The 19898-nt window shown below is 68.4% G+C and carries 19 protein-coding genes; all 19 read right to left on the minus strand.

All coding sequences use genetic code 11. The features are described 5' to 3' along the window. Positions 1-21: 21 nt before the first annotated feature. Positions 22-546 (minus strand): phosphoribosyltransferase, encoded by a 525-nt coding sequence (locus BM109_RS10170; protein ID WP_057594725.1) that lies wholly within the window; start codon positions 544-546, stop codon positions 22-24. Between the two features lie 90 nt (positions 547-636). Further along, positions 637-1968, minus strand: a complete 1332-nt coding sequence (locus BM109_RS10175; protein ID WP_093342602.1) for an adenylosuccinate synthase — start codon at positions 1966-1968, stop codon at positions 637-639. 21 nt (positions 1969-1989) lie between these two features. Then, positions 1990-3150: an ATP phosphoribosyltransferase regulatory subunit gene (locus BM109_RS10180; RefSeq protein ID WP_093342604.1), complete on the minus strand. Its 1161-nt coding sequence runs from the start codon at positions 3148-3150 to the stop codon at positions 1990-1992. A gap of 109 nt (positions 3151-3259) precedes the next feature. After that, positions 3260-3448, minus strand: coding sequence for a DUF2065 domain-containing protein (locus BM109_RS10185; protein ID WP_093342605.1), 189 nt, complete (start codon positions 3446-3448; stop codon positions 3260-3262). 28 nt (positions 3449-3476) lie between these two features. Further along, a complete protein-coding gene (gene hflC, locus BM109_RS10190) occupies positions 3477-4376 on the minus strand; it encodes a protease modulator HflC (RefSeq protein WP_093343425.1) in 900 nt (299 codons plus the stop codon). A gap of 20 nt (positions 4377-4396) precedes the next feature. Continuing rightward, positions 4397-5758 carry an FtsH protease activity modulator HflK gene (hflK, locus tag BM109_RS10195; protein ID WP_093342607.1) on the minus strand — a complete coding sequence of 454 codons (1362 nt, stop codon included), beginning with the start codon at positions 5756-5758 and terminating at the stop codon, positions 4397-4399. Between the two features lie 74 nt (positions 5759-5832). Beyond that, positions 5833-7002 (minus strand): GTPase HflX, encoded by a 1170-nt coding sequence (gene hflX / locus BM109_RS10200; protein ID WP_093342608.1) that lies wholly within the window; start codon positions 7000-7002, stop codon positions 5833-5835. 58 nt (positions 7003-7060) lie between these two features. Continuing rightward, positions 7061-7324: an RNA chaperone Hfq gene (hfq, locus tag BM109_RS10205; RefSeq protein WP_172438262.1), complete on the minus strand. Its 264-nt coding sequence runs from the start codon at positions 7322-7324 to the stop codon at positions 7061-7063. A gap of 143 nt (positions 7325-7467) precedes the next feature. Continuing rightward, positions 7468-8814: a ribosome biogenesis GTPase Der gene (gene der, locus BM109_RS10210; RefSeq protein ID WP_093342610.1), complete on the minus strand. Its 1347-nt coding sequence runs from the start codon at positions 8812-8814 to the stop codon at positions 7468-7470. A 50-nt stretch (positions 8815-8864) separates the two neighbouring features. Then, positions 8865-10007, minus strand: a complete 1143-nt coding sequence (gene bamB / locus BM109_RS10215) for an outer membrane protein assembly factor BamB (RefSeq protein ID WP_093342611.1) — start codon at positions 10005-10007, stop codon at positions 8865-8867. 12 nt (positions 10008-10019) lie between these two features. Continuing rightward, positions 10020-10712, minus strand: a complete 693-nt coding sequence (locus BM109_RS10220) for a YfgM family protein (protein ID WP_093342613.1) — start codon at positions 10710-10712, stop codon at positions 10020-10022. A gap of 89 nt (positions 10713-10801) precedes the next feature. Next, entirely contained in the window at positions 10802-12139 is a 1338-nt protein-coding gene (gene hisS / locus BM109_RS10225; RefSeq protein WP_093342614.1) for a histidine--tRNA ligase, read from the minus strand. Between the two features lie 13 nt (positions 12140-12152). Further along, positions 12153-13415 (minus strand): flavodoxin-dependent (E)-4-hydroxy-3-methylbut-2-enyl-diphosphate synthase, encoded by a 1263-nt coding sequence (ispG, locus tag BM109_RS10230; RefSeq protein ID WP_281077512.1) that lies wholly within the window; start codon positions 13413-13415, stop codon positions 12153-12155. 8 nt (positions 13416-13423) lie between these two features. After that, positions 13424-14380 (minus strand): helix-turn-helix domain-containing protein, encoded by a 957-nt coding sequence (locus BM109_RS10235; protein WP_093342615.1) that lies wholly within the window; start codon positions 14378-14380, stop codon positions 13424-13426. Beyond that, entirely contained in the window at positions 14373-15224 is an 852-nt protein-coding gene (pilW, locus tag BM109_RS10240; protein ID WP_093342617.1) for a type IV pilus biogenesis/stability protein PilW, read from the minus strand. Before pilW ends, BM109_RS10235 begins: the two co-directional genes overlap by 8 nt. A gap of 4 nt (positions 15225-15228) precedes the next feature. Then, the gene (rlmN, locus tag BM109_RS10245; RefSeq protein WP_093342618.1) at positions 15229-16404 is read right to left on the minus strand and encodes a dual-specificity RNA methyltransferase RlmN; all 1176 of its coding nucleotides are present in this window, start codon (positions 16402-16404) and stop codon (positions 15229-15231) included. Between the two features lie 21 nt (positions 16405-16425). Further along, a complete protein-coding gene (gene ndk, locus BM109_RS10250) occupies positions 16426-16851 on the minus strand; it encodes a nucleoside-diphosphate kinase (protein WP_019653122.1) in 426 nt (141 codons plus the stop codon). Between the two features lie 158 nt (positions 16852-17009). Beyond that, positions 17010-18887, minus strand: coding sequence for a pseudouridine synthase (locus tag BM109_RS10255; protein WP_093342620.1), 1878 nt, complete (start codon positions 18885-18887; stop codon positions 17010-17012). Next, positions 18884-19849 (minus strand): SMC-Scp complex subunit ScpB, encoded by a 966-nt coding sequence (gene scpB / locus BM109_RS10260; RefSeq protein ID WP_093342621.1) that lies wholly within the window; start codon positions 19847-19849, stop codon positions 18884-18886. Before scpB ends, BM109_RS10255 begins: the two co-directional genes overlap by 4 nt. Positions 19850-19898: the final 49 nt, after the last annotated feature.

Consider the following 19898-nt stretch of genomic DNA (forward strand, 5'->3'; position numbering starts at 1 on the left):
GGTCGAGATCGGAGGCAGGCCTCAGACCGACCACTTCTCGATCAGCTTCTCGGGCCGCAGCGAGTCGTAGCCTTCGAAGGGCTGGTGGATCCACGGATTGGTCTGCAGGAACTCCACCGAGTAGTCGGGCGTGAAGGTCGACAGCGCCTTGGTCCACAGCACCGCGCTGCGCAGCTCGGTGATCGGCGCGTAGTTGTTGCGCAGCATGTTGATCACCGCATGCAGCGTGTGGCCCGAGTCGGCCAGGTCGTCGACCAGCAGCACCTTGCCGGCGATCTCGCCCTTGGGCGTGGTGATGTAGCGCGCGATGTCGAGATGGCCCTGGATGGTGCCGGCATCGGCCCGGTAGGAGCTGGTCGACATGATCGCCAGCGGCTTGTCGAAGATGCGCGACAGCACGTCGCCCGGGCGCATGCCGCCACGGGCCAGGCACAGGATGGTGTCGAACTCCCAACCCGACTGGTGCACCTTGATCGCGAGCTTCTCGATCAGGTTGTGGTACTCGTCGTAGCTCACGTAGAGGTGCTTGCCGTCTTCGGTCAACATGGGGGATGGGCTCCTGGATGAATAGCGGATGTCGCCCGGGTCAGCGGGCGCAGGGGGCTTCTTTTTTGGGGTTGTCGTCGAGCCGGGAAATCAGTCGGCCAGATAGGGGTGGCGCATCATGATCGTGTGATCGCGGTCGGGGCTGGTCGACACCATGTGGATCGGCACGCCGGTGACCTGCTCGATGCGCTGCAGGTACAGGCGCGCGTTGACCGGCAGCTTGTCGTACTGCGTCACGCCGACCGTGCTTTCGCTCCAGCCTTCGAGGGTTTCGTAGATCGGGGTGCAGCGCTCGATCTCGTCGGCGCCCATCGGCAGGATGTCGGTGGTCTCGCCGTCGAGCTCGTAGCCGGTGCACAGCTCGAGCTTCTCGAGGCCGTCGAGCACGTCGAGCTTGGTGATGCACAGGCCCGACAGGCCGTTGACCTGCGCCGAGCGCTTGAGCAGCGCGGCGTCGAACCAGCCGCAACGGCGGCTGCGGCCGGTGGTCACGCCCTTCTCTGCGCCCACGGTGCTCATGTGGTAGCCAGGGGTACCGGGCGTGGCCCAGTCGAGTTCGGTCGGGAACGGACCACCGCCCACGCGCGTGCAGTAGGCCTTGGTGATGCCGAGGATGTAGTGCAGCATGCCCGGGCCCACGCCCGAACCGGCGGCGGCGTTGCCGGCCACGCAGTTGCTCGAGGTGACGTAGGGGTAGGTGCCGTGGTCGACGTCGAGCAGCGTGCCCTGCGCGCCTTCGAACAGCAGGTTGGCGCCGTCGCGATGGGCGTCGTTCAGTTCGCGCGACACGTCGGCCATCATCGGCTTGAGCAGCGCGGCGTGGCGCATGGCTTCGTCGAACACGGTGTCGAAGTCGATCGCGGTCGAGCCCAGCACCTCGGTCAGCACGTGGTTGTGCAGGTCGAGCAGCACGCGCAGCTTGGCCGCGAAGCGCTCGGGGTGCTTGAGGTCCTGCACGCGCAGCGCGCGACGCGCGATCTTGTCTTCGTAGGCCGGGCCGATGCCGCGGCCGGTGGTGCCGATCTTCTCGACGCCGCCCTTTTCGCGGTAGGCCTCGCGCGCGATGTCCAGCGCCGAGTGGAACGGCAGGATCAGCGGGCAGGCCTCGCTGATGCGCAGGCGCGAACGCACTTCCACGCCGGCCTTTTCGAGCCCTTCGATCTCCTCGAACAGCTTGGCCGCCGACAGCACCACGCCGTTGCCGATGTAGCACTTCACGCCGGGACGCATGATGCCGCTGGGGATCAGGTGCAGCGCGGTCTTCACGCCGTTGATCACGAGCGTGTGGCCCGCGTTGTGGCCGCCCTGGAAGCGGACCACGCCCTGGGCGCTCTCGGTCAGCCAGTCGACCAGCTTGCCTTTGCCCTCGTCGCCCCATTGGGTACCGACGACGACCACGTTTCTTCCGGTGGTTACGCTCATGCTCGTTCCATTGCTAAAAATTCAGATCGTTCGGACTTGCCACTGGCCGGCCTGCTCGACGAGCTCGCGGTCGCAGTGGAACTCATCGATTTCGCTGCCATGGCCCGGCAGCACGCACACCACGGTTTCGCCGGCCTTGCGCAGCCCGGCGATGGCCTGACGCAGGCCGGTTTCGTCGCTCCAGGGCGCGCGGATCGCCGCGCGCAACGGACGCTTCGGCAGCACGCCGACCAGCTCGCGCACATCGAGGCTGAAGCCGACTGCCGGACGGTTGCGGCCGAACACGGCCCCCACCTCGTCGTAGCGGCCGCCGCGCACCAGCGAATCGGCAGCGCCCGGCACGTAGATGCCGAAACGCATGCCGCTGTAGTAGGCATAGCCGCGCAGGTCGGCCAGGTCGAAGCTGATCTTGCGCCCCGCCACGCCGTCGAGGCCGGCGGCCAGCAGCTTCAGGTCGGACAGCGCCGCGCGCACCGCGGGCGTGCTCTGCAGCGCCCGGGCGGCCTCGTCGAGCACGGCGGCGTCGCCGTAGAGCTGGATCAGGGCCAGCAGGCCTTCGCGCGAAGCCGCGGGGAAATCGCGCGTCAGCGCACGCAGCTCGCTCGCGTCCTTCGCGGCCAGCGCCGCATGCACGCGCGCCAGCACGGCCGCGTCGACCGGCACGCCGGCGAACAGCGCGCGCACGATGCGGGCATCGGCGAGGTCGACGATCACGCCCTCGTGCAGGCCGGCCGCATCGAGGCAGTCGAGCGCGAGCAGCAGGATTTCGGTGTCGGCCTCGAGGCCGGCGTGGCCATAGATCTCGGCGCCGAACTGCAGCGGCTCGCGCGTGGCGTGCGGCCGGTCGGGACGGGTGTGGAGCACCGGGCCGCAGTAGCACAGCCGTGCCACGCCGTCGCGGTTGAGCAGGTGGGCATCGATGCGCGCGACCTGCGGCGTGGTGTCGGCCCGCAGACCCATCGAGCGGCCCGAGAGCTGGTCGACCAGCTTGAATGTCTGCAGGTCGAGCGCCTCGCCGGTGCCCGAGAGCAGCGACTCCAGATGCTCGAGCAGCGGCGGCATCACCAGCTCGTAGCCGTAGCTGCGGGCGGTGTCGAGCAACTGGCGGCGAAGTTCTTCGATGTGGCGCGCCTCGGAGGGCAGCACATCGGCAATGTGATCCGGGAGGACCCAGGCGGACATGGGGATCGGGGGCGTGGTTAAACCGGAATTCTACCGGCAGCCGAAAAACGCCCCGGCGGTGCCCGCTCGAAGCGGGCGGCGAGGCGGTCGAAAAGCGGCGCTGCCGGCCTCAGGCCAACAGCCAGAGCAGGCACAGCCCGAGCACGATGCAGCACAGGCCGAAGAAGCGCAGCTGCCCGTCGCGCAGCTGCATCAGCTGGCCGAAGCCACGGCGCCAGCCGCCGGGCGACACGAAGGGCAGGATGCCCTCGATCACCAGCACCAGCGCCAGCGCGCTCCAGAAGGTGTCGGAACTCACGTTCCCGAAACTGCTGCGAACGCAGGCGTCAACGGCGCGGCGCGCCGGCCGACGAACCCGCGCCCTGCATCGCGCGGAAGAAGTCCGACGAGGGATCGACCACCATCACGTCGCTCTTCTTGTTGAAGCTCTGCTTGTAGGCCTCGAGGCTGCGATAGAACTGCGCGAACTGCGGATCGCGGCCGAAGGACTCGCTGTAGACCGAAGCGGCCTGGGCATCGCCCTCGCCCTTGATCTTCTGCGCGTCGCGGTAGGCGTTGGCAACGATCACTTCGCGCTGGCGGTCGGCGTCGGCGCGGATCTTCTCGCCTTCGGCCGTGCCGGTGGAACGCAGCTCGTTGGCCACGCGCTTGCGCTCGGCTTCCATGCGGCGGTAGACCGATTCGGTGATGGCTTCCACGTAGTCGACGCGCGTGATGCGCACGTCCACCACGTCGACGCCCCAGGGCTTGGCACCCTTCACCACGGTCAGCACCTCGCGCTGCACGTCGGCCATCAGGGCCTCGCGGCGCACCGAGATCAGGTCGCGCACGGTGCGCTTGTTGATGTTTTCCTGGAACGCGTTGCGCACCACGCGGTTGAGCTGCATGGCACCGGCGTTCTCGTCGAGGCCGACGTTGCGGATGTAGGCCTGCGGGTCGGTGATGCGCCAGCGCACGTACCAGTCGATCACCACGCGCTGCTTCTCGGCCGTGAGCATGGGCTCGGTGTCGAGGCTGGACAGCGTGAGCAGCCGCTTGTCGATGTACGACACGTTCTGGAACGGCGGCGGCAGCTTGAAGTTGAGGCCGGGCTCGGTGATGACCTGCTTGATCTGGCCCAGGGCGTAGACCACGCCGAACTGGCGCTGGTCGACCACGAAGAGGGTCGAGCTCAGCAGCACCAGCAGCACGAGGATCGACGAGGCGATGAATCCGATTCTGTTCATGTTCTTGTTGCCTTCCAGGTTCAACGCACGTCGCGGTCACGCGAGCGGCCGTCGCGGGCACGCATGTCGTTGGTCGGCGCGACCGGGATCACCGAGGACTGCACCGGCGCGGTGCCGGCGACGCTCGGGCTGGCGGCATCGACCGGGGTGGACTGGTTGCTGCCGGTCTGCTGGATCAGCTTGTCGAGCGGCAGGTACAGCAGGTTGGAACCCTGCTTGCTGTCGACCAGCACCTTGGTCGTGCTGGCGTAGATCTGCTGCATGGCGTCGATGTACATGCGGTCGCGCGTGACCTGCGGCGCCTTCTGGTACTCGGTCAGCACCGAGGCGAAGCGGCCGGCGTCACCCTGGGCCTGGGCCACGATGCGCGCCTTGTAGGCTTCGGACTCTTCCTTCAGGCGCGAAGCGGTACCGGTGGCCAGCGGCACCACGTTGTTGGCATAGGCCTGCGCCTCGTTCTTGGCGCGCTCGCGTTCCTGGCCGGCCTTGAGCACGTCGTCGAAGGCGGCCTGCACCTGCTCGGGCGGACGCACGCCGCCCTGCTGCAGGTTGATGCCGACCACTTCGACGCCAACCTGGTAGCGGTCGAGGATGTTCTGCATCAGCTGGCGCACGCGCGGCGCGATCTGGTCGCGTTCCTCGGCGAGGGCCGCGTCCATCTTCATCTTGCCGACGACTTCGCGCACGGCGGTCTCGGCCACCTGCACCACCGTGTCGGCGGGCGTCTTGCTCTCGTAGAGCCAGGCGCGCGCATCGCTCAGGCGGTACTGCACGGCGAACTTGATCTCGACGATGTTCTCGTCCTCGGTCAGCATGGCCGATTCGCGCAAGCCGGTGGAACGCACGATGGCGTCGCGGCCCACGTCGGTCGAGCGGATCTGCGTGACGACCACGGTCTCGTGGCGCTGGATCGGGTACGGCAGGCGCCAGTTGAAGCCCGCGCCCACGGTGGTCTTGTAGCGGCCGAACTGGGTGATGACGGCCTGCTGGCCTTCGTTCACGATGAAGAAGCCGGTACCGAGCCAGATCAGCACGGCGACGATGGCCACCAGGCCGATGCCGAAGCCGGCGTTCTTCATGTCGGGTTTGTAGCCATTGCCGCCACCGTTGCCGCCGCTGGGACGGTTGTTGTTGCCTCGGCCACCGCCGAAGAAGCCGCCGAGCTTGCGGTTGAGATCGCGCCAGAGTTCATCGAGGTCCGGCGGACCCTGGTTCGGGCCCTGGCCGCGCGGGCGGTTGTTGTTGCCGTTGTTGCCCGAAGGCGGGGGCGTGGGGGCACCCGGAGGATCGGCATCGGGAGGCCTGTTGCCCGAAGGGCGATCGCCGTTGGAGGAGGACGAATCGTCGCCACGCCCCCATCGGCCATCGTTCAGGTTGAACATGCCCAAGAACCCTTTCCACACTGGCTTTGCATTCATTCGCGTCGTTCTCTTGTCAGTGGCGGGATTGTGCCCAATCAATGGGTGGCACCGTGCAATTCAGCGTCACCCTCAGGGGTCATGGTATCGGCGATCGAGCCCGAGAGTCGGGCCAGCTCCGCGCGCAGCAGGGGCAAGCCCTCGCCGCTGCGGGCGCTCAGGAAGATGCGCGGAACCTGCACGCCGTCGATGTCCATGTCGTCCTGCAGATGCAGCGGACGTTGCGTGCTTTCAAGGGCATCGAGCTTGTTGAAGACCAGCAATTGCGGCACGGTGTCGGCGCCGATCTCGCGCAGCACCGTCTGCACCTCGGCCATCTGCTCGGGATGGTGCGGGTTCGAGGCATCGACCACGTGCAGCAGCAGGTCGGCATCGACCGCTTCCTGCAGGGTGGCCTTGAAGGCGTCGACCAGGCCGTGCGGGAGGTCGCGGATGAAGCCCACGGTGTCGGAGATCGAGACCTGCCGGCGCGCATCGCCGAGGTAGAGGTTGCGCGTGGTGGTGTCGAGCGTGGCGAACAGTTGGTCGGCCGCGTAGGCACGGGCCTTCACGAGCGCATTGAACAGCGAGGACTTGCCCGCGTTGGTGTAGCCCACCAGCGAGATGTTGAAGGTCTCGCGGCGCTCGCGCTGGCGGCGCTGCGTGCCGCGCTGCTTCTGCACCTTGGCCAGGCGCTCGCGCGTACGCTTGATCGACTCGGCGATCATCCGGCGGTCGAGCTCGATCTGCTTCTCGCCCGGACCGCCGCGCACGCCGGCACCGCCGGTCTGGCGCTCCAGGTGGGACCAGCGGCGCACCAGGCGCGTGCTCAGGTACTGCAGGCGGGCGAGCTCGACCTGCAGCTTGCCTTCGTGCGAGCGCGCGCGCTGCGCGAAGATCTCGAGGATGAGGAAGGTCCGGTCGTACACCGCGACGTCGAGCTGGCGCTCGAGGTTGCGCTGCTGGGCCGGGCTCAGCGACTGGTCGAAGATGACCTCGCTCGCGCGATGCATCGCGGCGAGCTCCTTGATCTCGTCGGCCTTGCCGCTGCCGACGAAAAGCGCCGCGTCGGGCACCTTGCGCTTGCACACGAGGCGCGCCACGGGCGAGAGGCCCGCGGTTTGCGCGAGCAGGCCGAGTTCTTCGAGTTCGCTGTCGAAATGGGGCAGCCCGAAGTCGACGCCGACGAGAACGACGGCGCCTTCCTGGCGGGAATTCAGTTCAGACAAGCGGTATCAGAAAAGGGGAAAAGCGCGGCGGGTTTGACACCGCCGCGCTCCGCGCCGATCAGGCTGCGGCGTCGTCGTTCTCGTTGGCCGAGAAGTTGACGGCACGACCCGGCACGATGGTGGAAATGGCGTGCTTGTAGACCATCTGTGTCACCGTGTTGCGAAGCAACACGACGTACTGGTCGAAAGACTCGATCTGACCCTGCAGCTTGATACCGTTCACCAAATAAATGGAAACCGGCACATGCTCGCGACGCAGTGTGTTCAGAAACGGGTCTTGTAGAAGTTGCCCTTTATTGCTCACGATATTCTCCGTGTTCAAGAGTAGTTGTTGGAAAAGGGACCTTAACACAGGCCTCCCGCGCTGCAGCATTCCGCGCCAAAAGCCTTTGAAAAATAACGGTTCTCAAAAGACGGAACTTCCGTTCCGGCGGCCGCTCATCGGCCGCCAACGGTGCCCAAGACTCACTCGTCCTTGTCGGCGTAGGGATTGTGGGAGCTCTTGAATTCGATTCGCAATGGTGTACCCACCAAGTCGAATTCCTTGCGGAACCGCCCCTCGAGAAAGCGCTTGTAGGCGTCGGTCACATGCTCGAGCGAATTGCCGTGGATCACGATCAGCGGCGGATTCATGCCGCCCTGGTGCGCATAGCGCAGCTTGGGCCGGAACATGCCGGTGCGTTTGGGGGTCTGGAATTGCACCGCCTCGAGCAAGAGCCGGGTCAGTACCGGCGTCGACATCTTGCGGGTGGCCGACTTGTGGGCCTGTGCGATCGCCTGCCACAGCGGCCCCAGGCCCTGGCGCTTGATGGCCGAGATGAAATGCAGCGCGGCGAACTTGAGGAACACCAGCCGGGTCTCGATCTGGCGCTGGATCTGCTCGCGCTGGTAGCTGTCGACCGCATCCCACTTGTTGATGGCAATCACCACCGCGCGGCCACTCTCGAGGATGTAGCCCGCGATGTGGGCGTCCTGGTCGGTCACGCCCTGGGTGGCATCGAGCAGCAGCAGCACGACATTGGCCGATTCGATGGCCTGCAGCGTCTTGACCACCGAGAACTTCTCGATCGCCTCGAACACCCTGCCCTTGCGGCGCAATCCGGCGGTGTCGATCAGCTCGAAGCGCTGGCCGTTGCGCTCGAAGGGCACCGAGATCGCGTCGCGCGTGGTGCCGGGCATGTCGAAGGCCACGAGCCGCTCTTCGCCGAGCCAGGTGTTGATCAGCGTGGACTTGCCGACGTTCGGCCGCCCCGCCACCGCGAGCTTGATCGGCTTGTTGACGTCGTCTTCGCCGTCCTCGTCCTCTTCGGGCTCGGGCAGGTTCAGCGACTCGAGCGCGAGTTCGACCAGGCCGCGGATGCCCTGCCCGTGCGCGGCCGACACGCCATGCACCTCGCCGAGACCCAGCTCGTAGAAGTCGACCAGCTTGGAGCCGTCGTGCATGCCTTCGGACTTGTTGGCCACCAGGATGCAGGGCTTGCCCAAACGGCGCAGCTCGTTGGCGATGTCGTGGTCCTGCGCCGACAGCCCCTCGCGGGCGTCGACCACGAACACCACCACGTCGGCCTCGGCCACGGCCTGGCGCGTCTGCTTGGCCATCTCCTTGAAGATGCCGCTGCCCGCGTCGGGCTCGAAGCCGCCGGTGTCGATCACGATGAACTCGTGCTTGCCCAGCCGACCATTGCCGTAATGGCGGTCGCGCGTCAGCCCGGCGAAGTCCGCCACGATGGCATCGCGCGTCTGGGTCAGGCGGTTGAACAGGGTCGACTTGCCGACGTTGGGACGGCCCACCAGGGCCATGACGGGTTTCATGGCCGCTCCTTCGCGGATTCGCAATTCATGGCCATGCCCTGGAAAAAATATCAGTCTGGACGGTAGCCGAAGACGCCGCCGTTGGCCGTGACGACCACCACCGTGTTGCCCACGACCACCGGAGCGGTTTCGATGGCCGAGCCATCGGGCGTGACGCGGTTCAGCAGGCCGCCGTTCTCGCGCGAGACGAACAGCAGCAGGCCGGTGCTGTCGCCGATGACCAGCGAGCGGCCCACGGCCAGCGGCGCGGTCAGCGTGCGGTTCTTGAAGGTGGTGGTCTGCCAGGCGCGTTCGCCGTCGGCGCGGCGCCAGGCGGTGACGCTGCCATCGGCTTCGGTGCCGTAGACGAAACCGTCGTCGCCACCCAGGCCTTCGGCGCCCGAGGCCGCCTTGCTCCAGACCAGGGTGCCGCGCAGCGTGTCGACGCAGCCGACGCTGGCGTAGTAGGCGCGCGCGCAGACGGTATCGCCCACGCGGCTCACGCTGCCGGTCAGGTCGACCAGGCGCTCGACGTCGTTGGTGCCGCGCGGCGCCGCGATCGGCGATTCCCAGCGCGAGGTGCCGTTCGACGGGTTGATGCCCGCGAGGCGGCCGCCGATGCCGGCCACCAGGGTGTCGCCCACGGCGAGCAGCACGCCCGGCTTCTTCAGCACGAGGTTCTCGCCGGTGCGCTGCTGCGACCAGAGGCGGCGACCGCTCTCACCGTCCCAGGCGCTGATGTTGCGGTCGGCGGTCTGCACGAAGACGCGGCGGCCGGCCACCAGCGGCGCGGTGAAGGCCTGCGCCGTGAGGCGCTGCTTCCAGATCACCTTGCCGCCCTGCAGCGCGACCAGTTCATTGTTGGTGGTGACCACCGCGGTGATGCTGCCGTCGCTGCCCACGCCCGCCGTGAGCGGTGCGCCGACGCTGGCACGCCAGGTTTCGCGGCCCGCGCGGGCATCGATGCCGACCACGGTGCCGTCGGCGGCCGCCACGGTCACGATGTCGCCGCTGATGTCGGTGGTGAGCGGGAACTTGACCGCCGGGATCTTCACGCTCCAGGCCTGGCGCACGCCGATCAGCGAGGCATTGGTCGGCAGTTCGGCCGGCTTCGGCTTGGAGGTGCCCGAGCAGGCGGCCAGGACCGCTACCAAAACAAGAGCGGACCCCGCACGCACGGCGGTCGATTCAGGCATGAAACGCATGAAATTCATGATGGCTGGCGATCAGGATTTGGCAGGAACTGCGGGGGTGACGGTGATAGCGGGCGCCAGGCTCTTGGGGTCGACGCCGACCGCATTGAGCTTGAATTCGACCAGCCGGCGGTATTCGGAAGCGGCACCCAGGCCGGTCCAGGCCTTGCGGTACTCGGCCTGCGCCTCGTCGCGCTTGCCCTGGGCCAGGTAGATGTCGCCCTTGCGGTCGGCCACCAGCGGCTCGAATTCCTTCGGCACGTTGCCCGAGAGCTGCTTGATCGCGTCGTCGTAGGACTTGGCATCGAGCAGTTCGGCCGCGAGGCGCAGCTTGGCGATGGCCTGGTAGCCGGGGTCGGTGGCCTTGTCGGCCACCCAGCCGAGCGCGGCGCGCGAGGCTTCGGCATTGCCCTTGTCGTAGAGGGTCTTGGCGGCCAGCAGGCCGGCCTGCTGCGCATAGGCGGTGCCCGCGAAGCGTTCCTTCATGTCGTTGAACACGCGCTCGATGCGAGCGGCGTCGCCCGACTGGGCACTGCGCTCGACCTCGTCGTACAGCGCCGCCGCCTGGGCTGCCTTGGTGCGCTGGAAATACTGCCAGCCGTTCCAGGCCACGAAGGCGCCGGCGACGAGCAGCACGACCCAGGTGATCAGGGTGCCGTAGGTGTTCCAGAAATGCTTGAGCTGGTCGAGCTGTTCCTGTTCTTCGAGATCGAGATGGGTTGCCATGCGCTGTCAGTGGTTGGAAGGACTCGAGGCCGCGGTGCGCCGGGTGCGCCCGTGTGTTTTGATTCTGTGCCTCCGTGAGGCTGAAAGACTCAGGAACAGTCCGATGATTCCCCGGGAGCCGGCGATTGTAGGGTGGCGGCCCAGCCGGCCACGTCCGCGAGCGGGCGGGCCACCTGCGAACCGCTGCCATCGCGCAAGGATTTCACGGTGACCTCGCCACGCGCGAGTTCGTCCTCGCCGAAGATCAGCGCAAAGCGCGCCCCGCTCGCATCGGCCTTCTTGAACTGCGCCTTCATGCCGCCGCCGCCCGCATGCTGCACCACGGCCACGCCGGCCGCGCGCAACTGCTCGAGCACCACCATCGCCTGCGGCAGCGCCGCGGCCGAGGGCACGATGGCGTAGGCCGCGGGTTCGCTGCCGGGCACCGGCAGGCCGAGTTCCTGGATCAGCAGCAGCAGCCGCTCGATGCCCAGGCCGAAGCCCACGGCCGGCGCAGGCTTGCCGCCCATCTGGCCGATCAGGCCGTCGTAGCGGCCGCCGCCGCACACGGTGCCCTGCGAGCCGAGCTGGTCGGTGACCCACTCGAACACGGTCAGGTTGTAGTAGTCCATGCCGCGCACCAGGCGCGGGTTGACGCGGTAGCCCAGGCCCGCGGCGTCGAGCACCGCGCGCACCGCGGCGAAGTGCGCGCGCGACTCCTCGCCGAGGAAGTCCATCAGCTGCGGCGCGGCCTCGACCATCGCCTGCATGGCGGGATTCTTGGTGTCGAGGATGCGCAGCGGATTGCTGTGCAGGCGACGCTGCGCATCGGCGTCGAGCAGCTCGGCATGCGCCTCGAAGTGACGGATCAGCGCCTCGCGATGCGCCTGGCGCTCGGCCGGCTGGCCCAGGCTGTTGATCTCGAGCCGCACGTGCTGGCCCTCGAGCAGCCCGAGCTCGCGCCACAGCGCGCGCACCATGAGGATCAGCTCGGCATCCACGTCCGGACCGGCGAAGCCCAGCGCCTCGACGTCGAGCTGGTGGAACTGGCGGTAGCGGCCCTTCTGCGGCCGCTCGTGGCGGAACATCGCGCCCAGGGTCCACAGGCGCAGCGGTCCGTTGTAGAGCGCGTTGTGCTCGACCATCGCGCGCACGATGCCGGCGGTGGCCTCGGGGCGCAGCGTGAGCTTGTCGCCGTTCATCGAGTCGGTGAAGGAGTACATCTCCTTCTCGACGATGTCGGTCACCTCGCCGAGGCCGCGCACGAACAGCGCCGTGGGTTCGACCACCGGCGTCACGATGTACTGGTAGCCGTAGCGCCCGAGCAGTCCGCGCACCGTCTGCTCGAACCACGACCACAGGGCCGAGTCGGGCAGGCGGTCGGTGCGCGGCACGCTCGCCGGCAATATGTCGTTCATGCCTTTGACGGCATTGATCTTGTCAGCCATGGGAGAAGAGTGGTCAGGCGACGTCGGCAGCCTGGGGCTGGCCGAAGCGCTTTTCGATGTAGGTTTCGACGAGCTGGTGGAACTCGTTGGCGATATTGTCGCCGCGCAGCGTGAGGGCCTTTTCGCCGTCGATGAAGACCGGCGCGGCGGGGGCCTCGCCGGTGCCGGGCAGGCTGATGCCGATGTCCGCGTGCTTGCTCTCGCCAGGGCCGTTGACGATGCAGCCCATCACGGCCACCTTCATCGTCTCGACGCCCGGGTATTTCTTGCGCCAGACCGGCATCTGCAGGCGCAGGTAGTCGTCGATCTGCTTGGCCAGTTCCTGGAAGGTGGTGCTGGTGGTGCGGCCGCACCCCGGGCAGGCGGTGACGCTCGGCACGAAGATGCGCAGGCCCAGCGACTGCAGGATCTCGGAGGCGATCACCACCTCCTGCGTGCGCGACTCGCCCGGCTGCGGCGTGAGCGACACGCGGATGGTGTCGCCGATGCCCTCCTGCAGCAGGATCGACAGCGCGGTGGCCGACGCCACCGTGCCCTTGGTGCCCATGCCGGCCTCGGTCAGGCCCAGGTGCAGCGGGTAGTCGCAGCGCCGCGCGAGTTCGCGATAGACCGAGATCAGGTCCTGCACGCCGCTGACCTTGCACGACAGGATGATCTGCTCGCCGGCCATGCCCATGGATTCGGCCAGCTTCGCGGATTCGATGGCCGAGGTGATCAGCGCCTCGTACATGACCTGCTTGGCATCCCAGGGCTGCGCGCGCAGGCTGTTGGTGTCCATCAGGCTGGCCAGCAGCTCCTGGTCGAGGCTGCCCCAGTTCACGCCGATGCGCACCGGCTTGTTCCAGCGCATGGCCGCGTCGATCATCTGGCCGAACTGACGGTCCTTCTTGTCGCCCTTGCCCACGTTGCCGGGGTTGATGCGGTACTTGCTCAGCGCCTCGGCGCAGGCCGGATAGTCGGTCAGCAGCCGGTGGCCGTTGTAGTGGAAGTCGCCGACCAGCGGCACGTCGATGCCCATGCGGTCGAGCTGCTCGCGGATGTAGGGCACCTGCGCCGCGGCTTCGGGCGTGTTGACCGTGATGCGGACCATCTCGGAGCCGGCCTGGGCCAGTTCCTTGACCTGGATCGCGGTGCCGATCGCGTCGACGGTGTCGGTGTTGGTCATCGACTGCACGCGCACCGGCGCATCGCCGCCGACCGTGACCACGCGCGGGCCCCAGACCACGCGGGCCTGGCGCGAGCGGCGCGCCTTGGGCGCCGCGGATTCGATCGGCAGGGGTTCGCTCACGATTTCACCTCGAAGCGCGCAACGCCGCCGTTGCGCGTGAAGGGTTTGAGATCGAAGGGCTTGCCGAGCACCTGCACATCGACGCTCGATGCGCGCCCGACCACCACCGAGAGCGGCAGCGCCCCCGACAGCGCGACCGTTTCGCCGGCCAGCAGGCTGCGCCGCAGCAACTGCTTGCCCGCCGAATCGGTGACGGTGATCCAGCATTCCTCGCGCGCCACGAAGACCAGCGCCTGGCCGCTCGCGTCGGCGGCAGCCGGCGGCGTGGTCGTCGCGGGGGCGGCGGGCGTTGCCGCGGCCGGCGTCGCCGGTGCAGCCGCCACGGCCGGTGCCGGCGTGGCGGTGCCGACGGCCGCGGCCGGGACCGGCACGTTCTCGGTCGCGACGCCCGGCGTGGTGCCGGGGGCGGCAGGCGCCTCGCCGGCGTTCGGTCCGATCTCGGCCGCGCCGCGCGCCGTGATGCGCGACACCGTGCTGCCGATGCGGTCGAACACCGACTGCGGCAGCCAGAAGATCGCGGCCGCGCCGACCAGCAGCAGCGCGACCACGGTCAGCAGCGCGCGCGACGGCAGCCCACCCGAACGGCCGCTGCCCCAGCGCGAGGTGCCCGAGACGATGTGGGTCTTGAGATTGCGGTCGGCCACCGCCACCGCGGCCTTGGGCGCGCCCGGCAGCTTGGCGAGCACCGGCGCCGGATCGACGCGCAGCGCGCGGCAGACGCTGCTGGCCAGCGCGCGCGCGAACACCGGATCGGGCAAGGCGGCGATGTCGTCGGCCTCGAGCGCCAGCAGCTTCTGCGCCGGCACCTTGAGCGCGGCCGCGACCATCTCGATGTGCAGGCCGTGCGCTTCGCGCGCCTCGCGCAGCATGGTGCCGGCGGACTTGTTCGTGTTGTCGGCTTCCTCGAGCGGAATCACCGCGGAAGTGCCGAATTCGGAAACCCGTTCAGTCATTGAAATTCCCGCGCTCGAACGCCGAAGCTTCGCGCGACTGCGGGAAGCGGCGCTGCAGCTGCCCGCCCAGCTGCGCGACCGCCTCGCGGTTGTTGAGACTGCGCTCGATCTTGATCCCCAGCCACAGGGTTTCGGCGTTGGCCGAGGGACCGTTGTTGACGCGGCGCACGTAGAACTGCGCGCGCGACCATTCCCCGCGCTTCGCGAGCAGCGAGGCGAGGTTGAAGCCGACCACCGGATTGCCGGCATCGATCTCGTAAGCCGCCTGCAGCGAGCGCTCGGCCTCGACGGGCTGGCCCGCGCGCATCTCGCACAGGCCCTGCGTCATCAGCGTCTTGGCGCGTTCGGTGTAGGCCGGCGTGGCCAGCGCCTCGGTGAACTGCTGGGCGGCGTCGCGGTAGCGGTTCTGCTGGCACAGCAGCCAGCCGTAGTTGTGGCGCGTGTTGCCGTCGCGCGGATTGAGCGCCAGCGCGCGGCGGAAGCTGTCCTCGGCCAGGCCGGCGTCTTCCATGCGCATGTAGACCAGCCCGCGCAGCGCGAAGGCGTCGGCATAGCTGGGGTCGGCGTTGAGCGCCTGCTTGATCTCGTCGAGCGCGACGGTGTTCTGGCCATGCTCGAAATAGCCGGCCGCGAGTTCCATGCGCAGGCGGGCGCGGCGACGGGCGTTCGACTCGTCCGACTCGGTGACGAGCTGCGGGCCCGAGGACGAGCTGGCCGAATCGAGGCTGGTGGTCGTGGTGCGGGTGTTCACGCACCCCGAGAGCAGCAGCGCCGCGAGGCCCGCGAAGCTGGCCACCAGCACGCGTTGCAGCCCGGCGCTCGCCGTCGGAAAAGCCATGCTCATCGGTTCAATGCTCCTGGGAGGCGGTGGAAGCGGCCTTGCGGACCGGATGCAACACGACCGTTCGCTCCGTTCCCGAGGCAGAAGACGCCAGGCGGCGCTGCGCCATGCGCTCGGCCGCGCGGGTGCGGTCCTTGACGTCGCCGGCCAGCTGGCCGCAGGCGGCGTCGATGTCGTCGCCGCGCGTCTTGCGCACCGTGGTCACCAGGCCGGCTTCGCTCAGCATCTTCGCGAAGGCCAGCACGCGCGGCTGCGGCGAACGCAGCAGGCCCGATGCCGGGAAGGGGTTGAACGGGATCAGGTTGAACTTGCACGACACGCCGTGCGTGCGCACCAGCTCGATCAGCTGGCGCGCGTGCTCGGGCTGGTCGTTGACGCCGTCGAGCATGCAGTACTCGAAGGTGATGAAGTCGCGCGGCGCGTGCGCGAGGTAGCGCTTGCAGGCCTCGAGCAGCTCGGCGATCGGGTACTTGCGGTTCAGCGGCACCAGGTCGTCGCGCAGCGGATCGTTGGGTGCGTGCAGCGAGACGGCGAGCGCCACCGCGCAGTCGGTGCCCAGGCGGTCGATCATCGGCACCACGCCCGAGGTCGAGACCGTGACGCGGCGGCGCGAGAGGCCGTAGCCGTTGTCGTCGAGCATGGTGCGCAGCGCGGGCACCAGCGCCGAATAGTTCTGCAGCGGCTCGCCCATGCCCATCATCACCACGTTGGAGATGACGCGCTCGTCGCGCTTCAGGTGCTTGCGCAGGAAGTGCTCGGCGAACCAGAGCTGGGCGACGATCTCGCCCGTGCTCAGGTTGCGGCTGAAGCCCTGGTGGCCGGTCGAGCAGAAGCGGCAGCCGACCGCGCAGCCGGCCTGGGACGACACGCACAGCGTGCCGCGGTCGTCCTCGGGAATGAAGACGGCTTCGACGGCATTGCCGTCACCGACGTCGAACAGCCACTTGATCGTGCCGTCCTTGGATTCGTGCTGGGTGATGACCGGCAGCGCCTCGACGCGCGCGGTCGTCGCGAGTTTCTCGCGCAGCGACTTGGCCAGATCGGTCATCTGGGAGAAGTCGCTGGCGCCACGCTGGTGGATCCAGCGGAACAGCTGCGTGGCGCGGAATTTCTTCTCGCCGAGTTTTTCGCAGAACGCAGCCAACCCCTCGAGATCGAAATCGAGCAGGTTGGCCGTGGTCATGGATTCGGTCGAGATGCGGCTTCAGCGTGCGTAGACGTTGAGGCCGGCGAAGAAGAACGCCACTTCGTTGGCGGCGGTTTCGGGAGCGTCCGAACCGTGCACGGCGTTGGCGTCGATGCTGTCGGCGAAGTCGGCGCGGATGGTGCCGGCGGCGGCCTTCTTCGGGTCGGTGGCGCCCATCAGGTCACGGTTCTTGGCGATCGCGTTCTCGCCTTCGAGCACTTGCACGAACACCGGGCCCGAGATCATGAACTCGACCAGGTCCTTGAAGAAGGGACGTTCCTTGTGCACGGCGTAGAACTGCTCGGCTTCGTTGCGCGAGAGGTGGACCAGCTTGGCGGCCACGATCTTCAGGCCGGCGGCCTCGAAGCGGGAAACGATCTTGCCGATGACGTTCTTGGCGACGGCGTCGGGCTTGATGATGGAGAGGGTACGTTCGATAGCCATGGAAGTGCTTTCTGAGCTTGCTTGATTCTGAAGTTTTTTGTCACAACTGCAACGATATTGTTGCGCTGTATCCCGACAAAGCCCGCGATTTTAACCGGCGGGATTCACCACCTTGGTGAAAACCCCGCGAAAGGCCGCGCGGGCGCGGCTGTTTTTGTTCAGCGGCCGCGGCGCCGGCCACCGCCGCCGCCCTGCCCGCCAAAGCCGCCGCCTCCACCACCGCCCCCGCCGCCCCCACCGCCACGGCGGCCGGAACCGCCCTGGCGCTGTTCCTTGCGCTGGCGCGTGAAGCTGTCGGCGCCGATGTAGCCCAGCGAGGTCTTCATCGGATCGGGCTGGTTGGCACCGCTCGGCGGACGGTCGTCGCCGCCCTGCCGGTTGCGGTTGCCGGCGTTGTTGTTGCCGCTGTTGCGCCGGCCCTGCTGCTGCTGCGGCGGACCGCCGTTGCCACCGCCGGGGCCGCGGTTGTTGCGCGGGCCGCGCGGCGGACGGCCGTCGCCCAGCGGGCTGGGGATCGGCGGCTCGCGGTTGTCGTCGCGCGCCTGGGCACCACCGCCGTTGCGGCCACCGCGGCGCTTCTTGTTGCGGCCGTTCCGGCCGCCACCGCCGCCATCGGGACCCTGGCCGCGCTGCTGCGGCGGGCCCGGACGCGCCTGCGCGCCACCCGAGGCCTGGAACAGCGCGCGGATGTCGCGCTCGTCGAGCTCCATCCAGGCGCCGCGCTTGAGGCCGCGCGGCAGCACCATCGCGCCGTAGCGGATGCGGATCAGCCGGCTGACCGCATGGCCCACCGATTCGAACAGCCGGCGCACCTCGCGGTTGCGGCCTTCGGAGATGGTGACGCGGTACCAGCAGTTGGAGCCCTCGCCGCCACCGTCCTCGATGGTGCCGAACTGCGCCATGCCGTCGTCGAGGCGCACGCCGTCGAGCAGCTTCTGCCGTTCTTCGCTGCTGATCGCACCGAGCACGCGCACCGCGTACTCGCGCTCCAGGCCGAAGCGCGGATGCATCAGCTGGTTGGCCAGGTCGCCCGAGCTGCTGAACAGCAGCAGGCCTTCGGTGTTCAGGTCGAGCCGGCCGACCGACTGCCACTTGCCCTGGTGCAGGCGCGGCAGCTTGCGGAACACGGTCGGGCGGTTCTGCGGATCGTCGTGCGTGACGACCTCGCCCACGGGCTTGTGATAGGCGATCACGCGCGGCGGCGGCGGCGCGATCCGGTAGCGGATCGGCTTGCCGTTGATCTTGACCTGGTCGCCGTACTGGATGCGCTGGCCGATGTGGGCCGGCTCGTTGTTGACCGAGATGCGCCCCTGCAGGATCAGCTGCTCCATCTCGAGGCGCGAGCCGAGGCCAGCCTGCGCCAGCACCTTGTGCAGCTTGGGCGAATCGGCCTCGGGCAGCAGCACGCGCTTGAGCGGCGGCACTTCGGGGCTGTCCTCGTCGGCATCGAACTGGCCCGAGATGACGTCGGCGAAGCGGATCGGCTCGGGCGGCGGCGCATTGCGCTGCTCGCGCTCGGCGGCGCGGCGGGCGCGGTCGAGGTCGTCCTCCTCGTCGTCGGGGTCTTCCTCGTCTTCTTCGTCCTCGGAACGGTCGTCCGAATCTTCCTCGTCCCGGGGCTGCAGGCGCGCCGGTTCGGCACGCGCGGGTTCGGGCGCCGGCTGGGGCACCGGTGCCGCGACGGGCTCGGGGGCCGCTTCGAGCGCGGGCGGCTCGGATTCGGCTGCGGGCTCCTCGGGCGCCGCTTCGACCACGGCCTTCGGCTTGCGCGGGCGTTTCGGCTTGGCGGGCTTGGCCGGCTCCCCGGCGCTCTCGGCGGCCACGGCCGCTTCGGGTTCGGCCGCGGCCGGCGCCTCGGTGGCCTCCACGGCCTCCTTCTTGCGCCGCGGACGCCGCTTCGGCGCCGCGCCCTCCTTCGCCGTCGCTACGGCTTTCGCAGCATCGCCCGTGGACTGGCCGGTCGTTTCCGGCGTGTTTTCATTGGACAAGGGGTCGATCGGCAGGATCGCCGCTTGGTCGGGGTCGGATGAGCTCATGAGGTCTTTCCGGGGAGGACTGCGTCAGGATCGGTCGCGTCCGGCGGCGGAGCGTCGGGATCGATGCGGGGTTCTTCGGAGGGTTCGGTATCGGCGGAAGCCTGGGCTTCCGCGGGGGCTGGCTGTTCGGCGTCGTCGCCTCGCTCGTCGAGGGCGGCGGCATCGCCCGGCTCGGGAGCCATGTCCGGCTCGACCGACGCGCTGTCGGTCGCCACGATCTCGTCGGCGATCGCTTCGTCGGCCAGCGATGCATCGTCCGCGATCGCCTGCTGGACTTCGGGTTGTTCCGAGGGGTGTGCCCCAGTCTGCGCCTCTTCCGCCGCGACGGCAACCGCCGTCTCGTCGGCGGCCGGCGCCGGCTCGGCCTCCGCCGGCGGCTCGTCGATCGGCAGCGCCGGCTGGTTGCCGCCGCCCGCGCGCTCGAGCGAGTCGACCAGTGCCGCCTGCTGGGCTGGCGTCTCGATCACCGGCAACTGGTCGAGCGAGGCCAGGCCGAGGTCGTCGAGGAACTGGCGCGTGGTCGCGTACAGCGCCGGGCGCCCGACCGTCTCGCGGTGGCCGATCACCTCGACCCAGTTGCGGTCCTCGAGCTGCTTGAGGATCAGCGAGTTGATGGTGACGCCGCGGATGTCTTCCATGTCGCCGCGCGTGACCGGCTGGCGATAGGCAATGATGGCCAGGGTCTCGAGCGCCGCGCGGGTGTAGCGCGGCGGCTTTTCGGGGTGCAGCCGGTCGAGGTGGTCGCGCATCTCGGGCCGGCTCTGGAAGCGCCAGCCACTGCCCACGCTGACCAGTTCGAGGCCGCGTTGCGTCCAGTCTTCCTGCAGCTCGAGAAGCAGCGACTTGATCGTATCCACGCCCAGTGCGTCGTCGAACAGCACGCGCAATTCGCGCACCGGCAGCGGCTGGCTCGAACAGATCAAGGCGGTTTCGAGAATGCGCTTGGCATCCGCCGTATTCATGGTTCGCGTTGTCCGGGAAAAGGCGCCTTGGGGGACGCTTTTTTTGTTC

This window comes from Variovorax sp. PDC80 (assembly GCF_900115375.1).
GTDB lineage: Bacteria > Pseudomonadota > Gammaproteobacteria > Burkholderiales > Burkholderiaceae_C > Variovorax.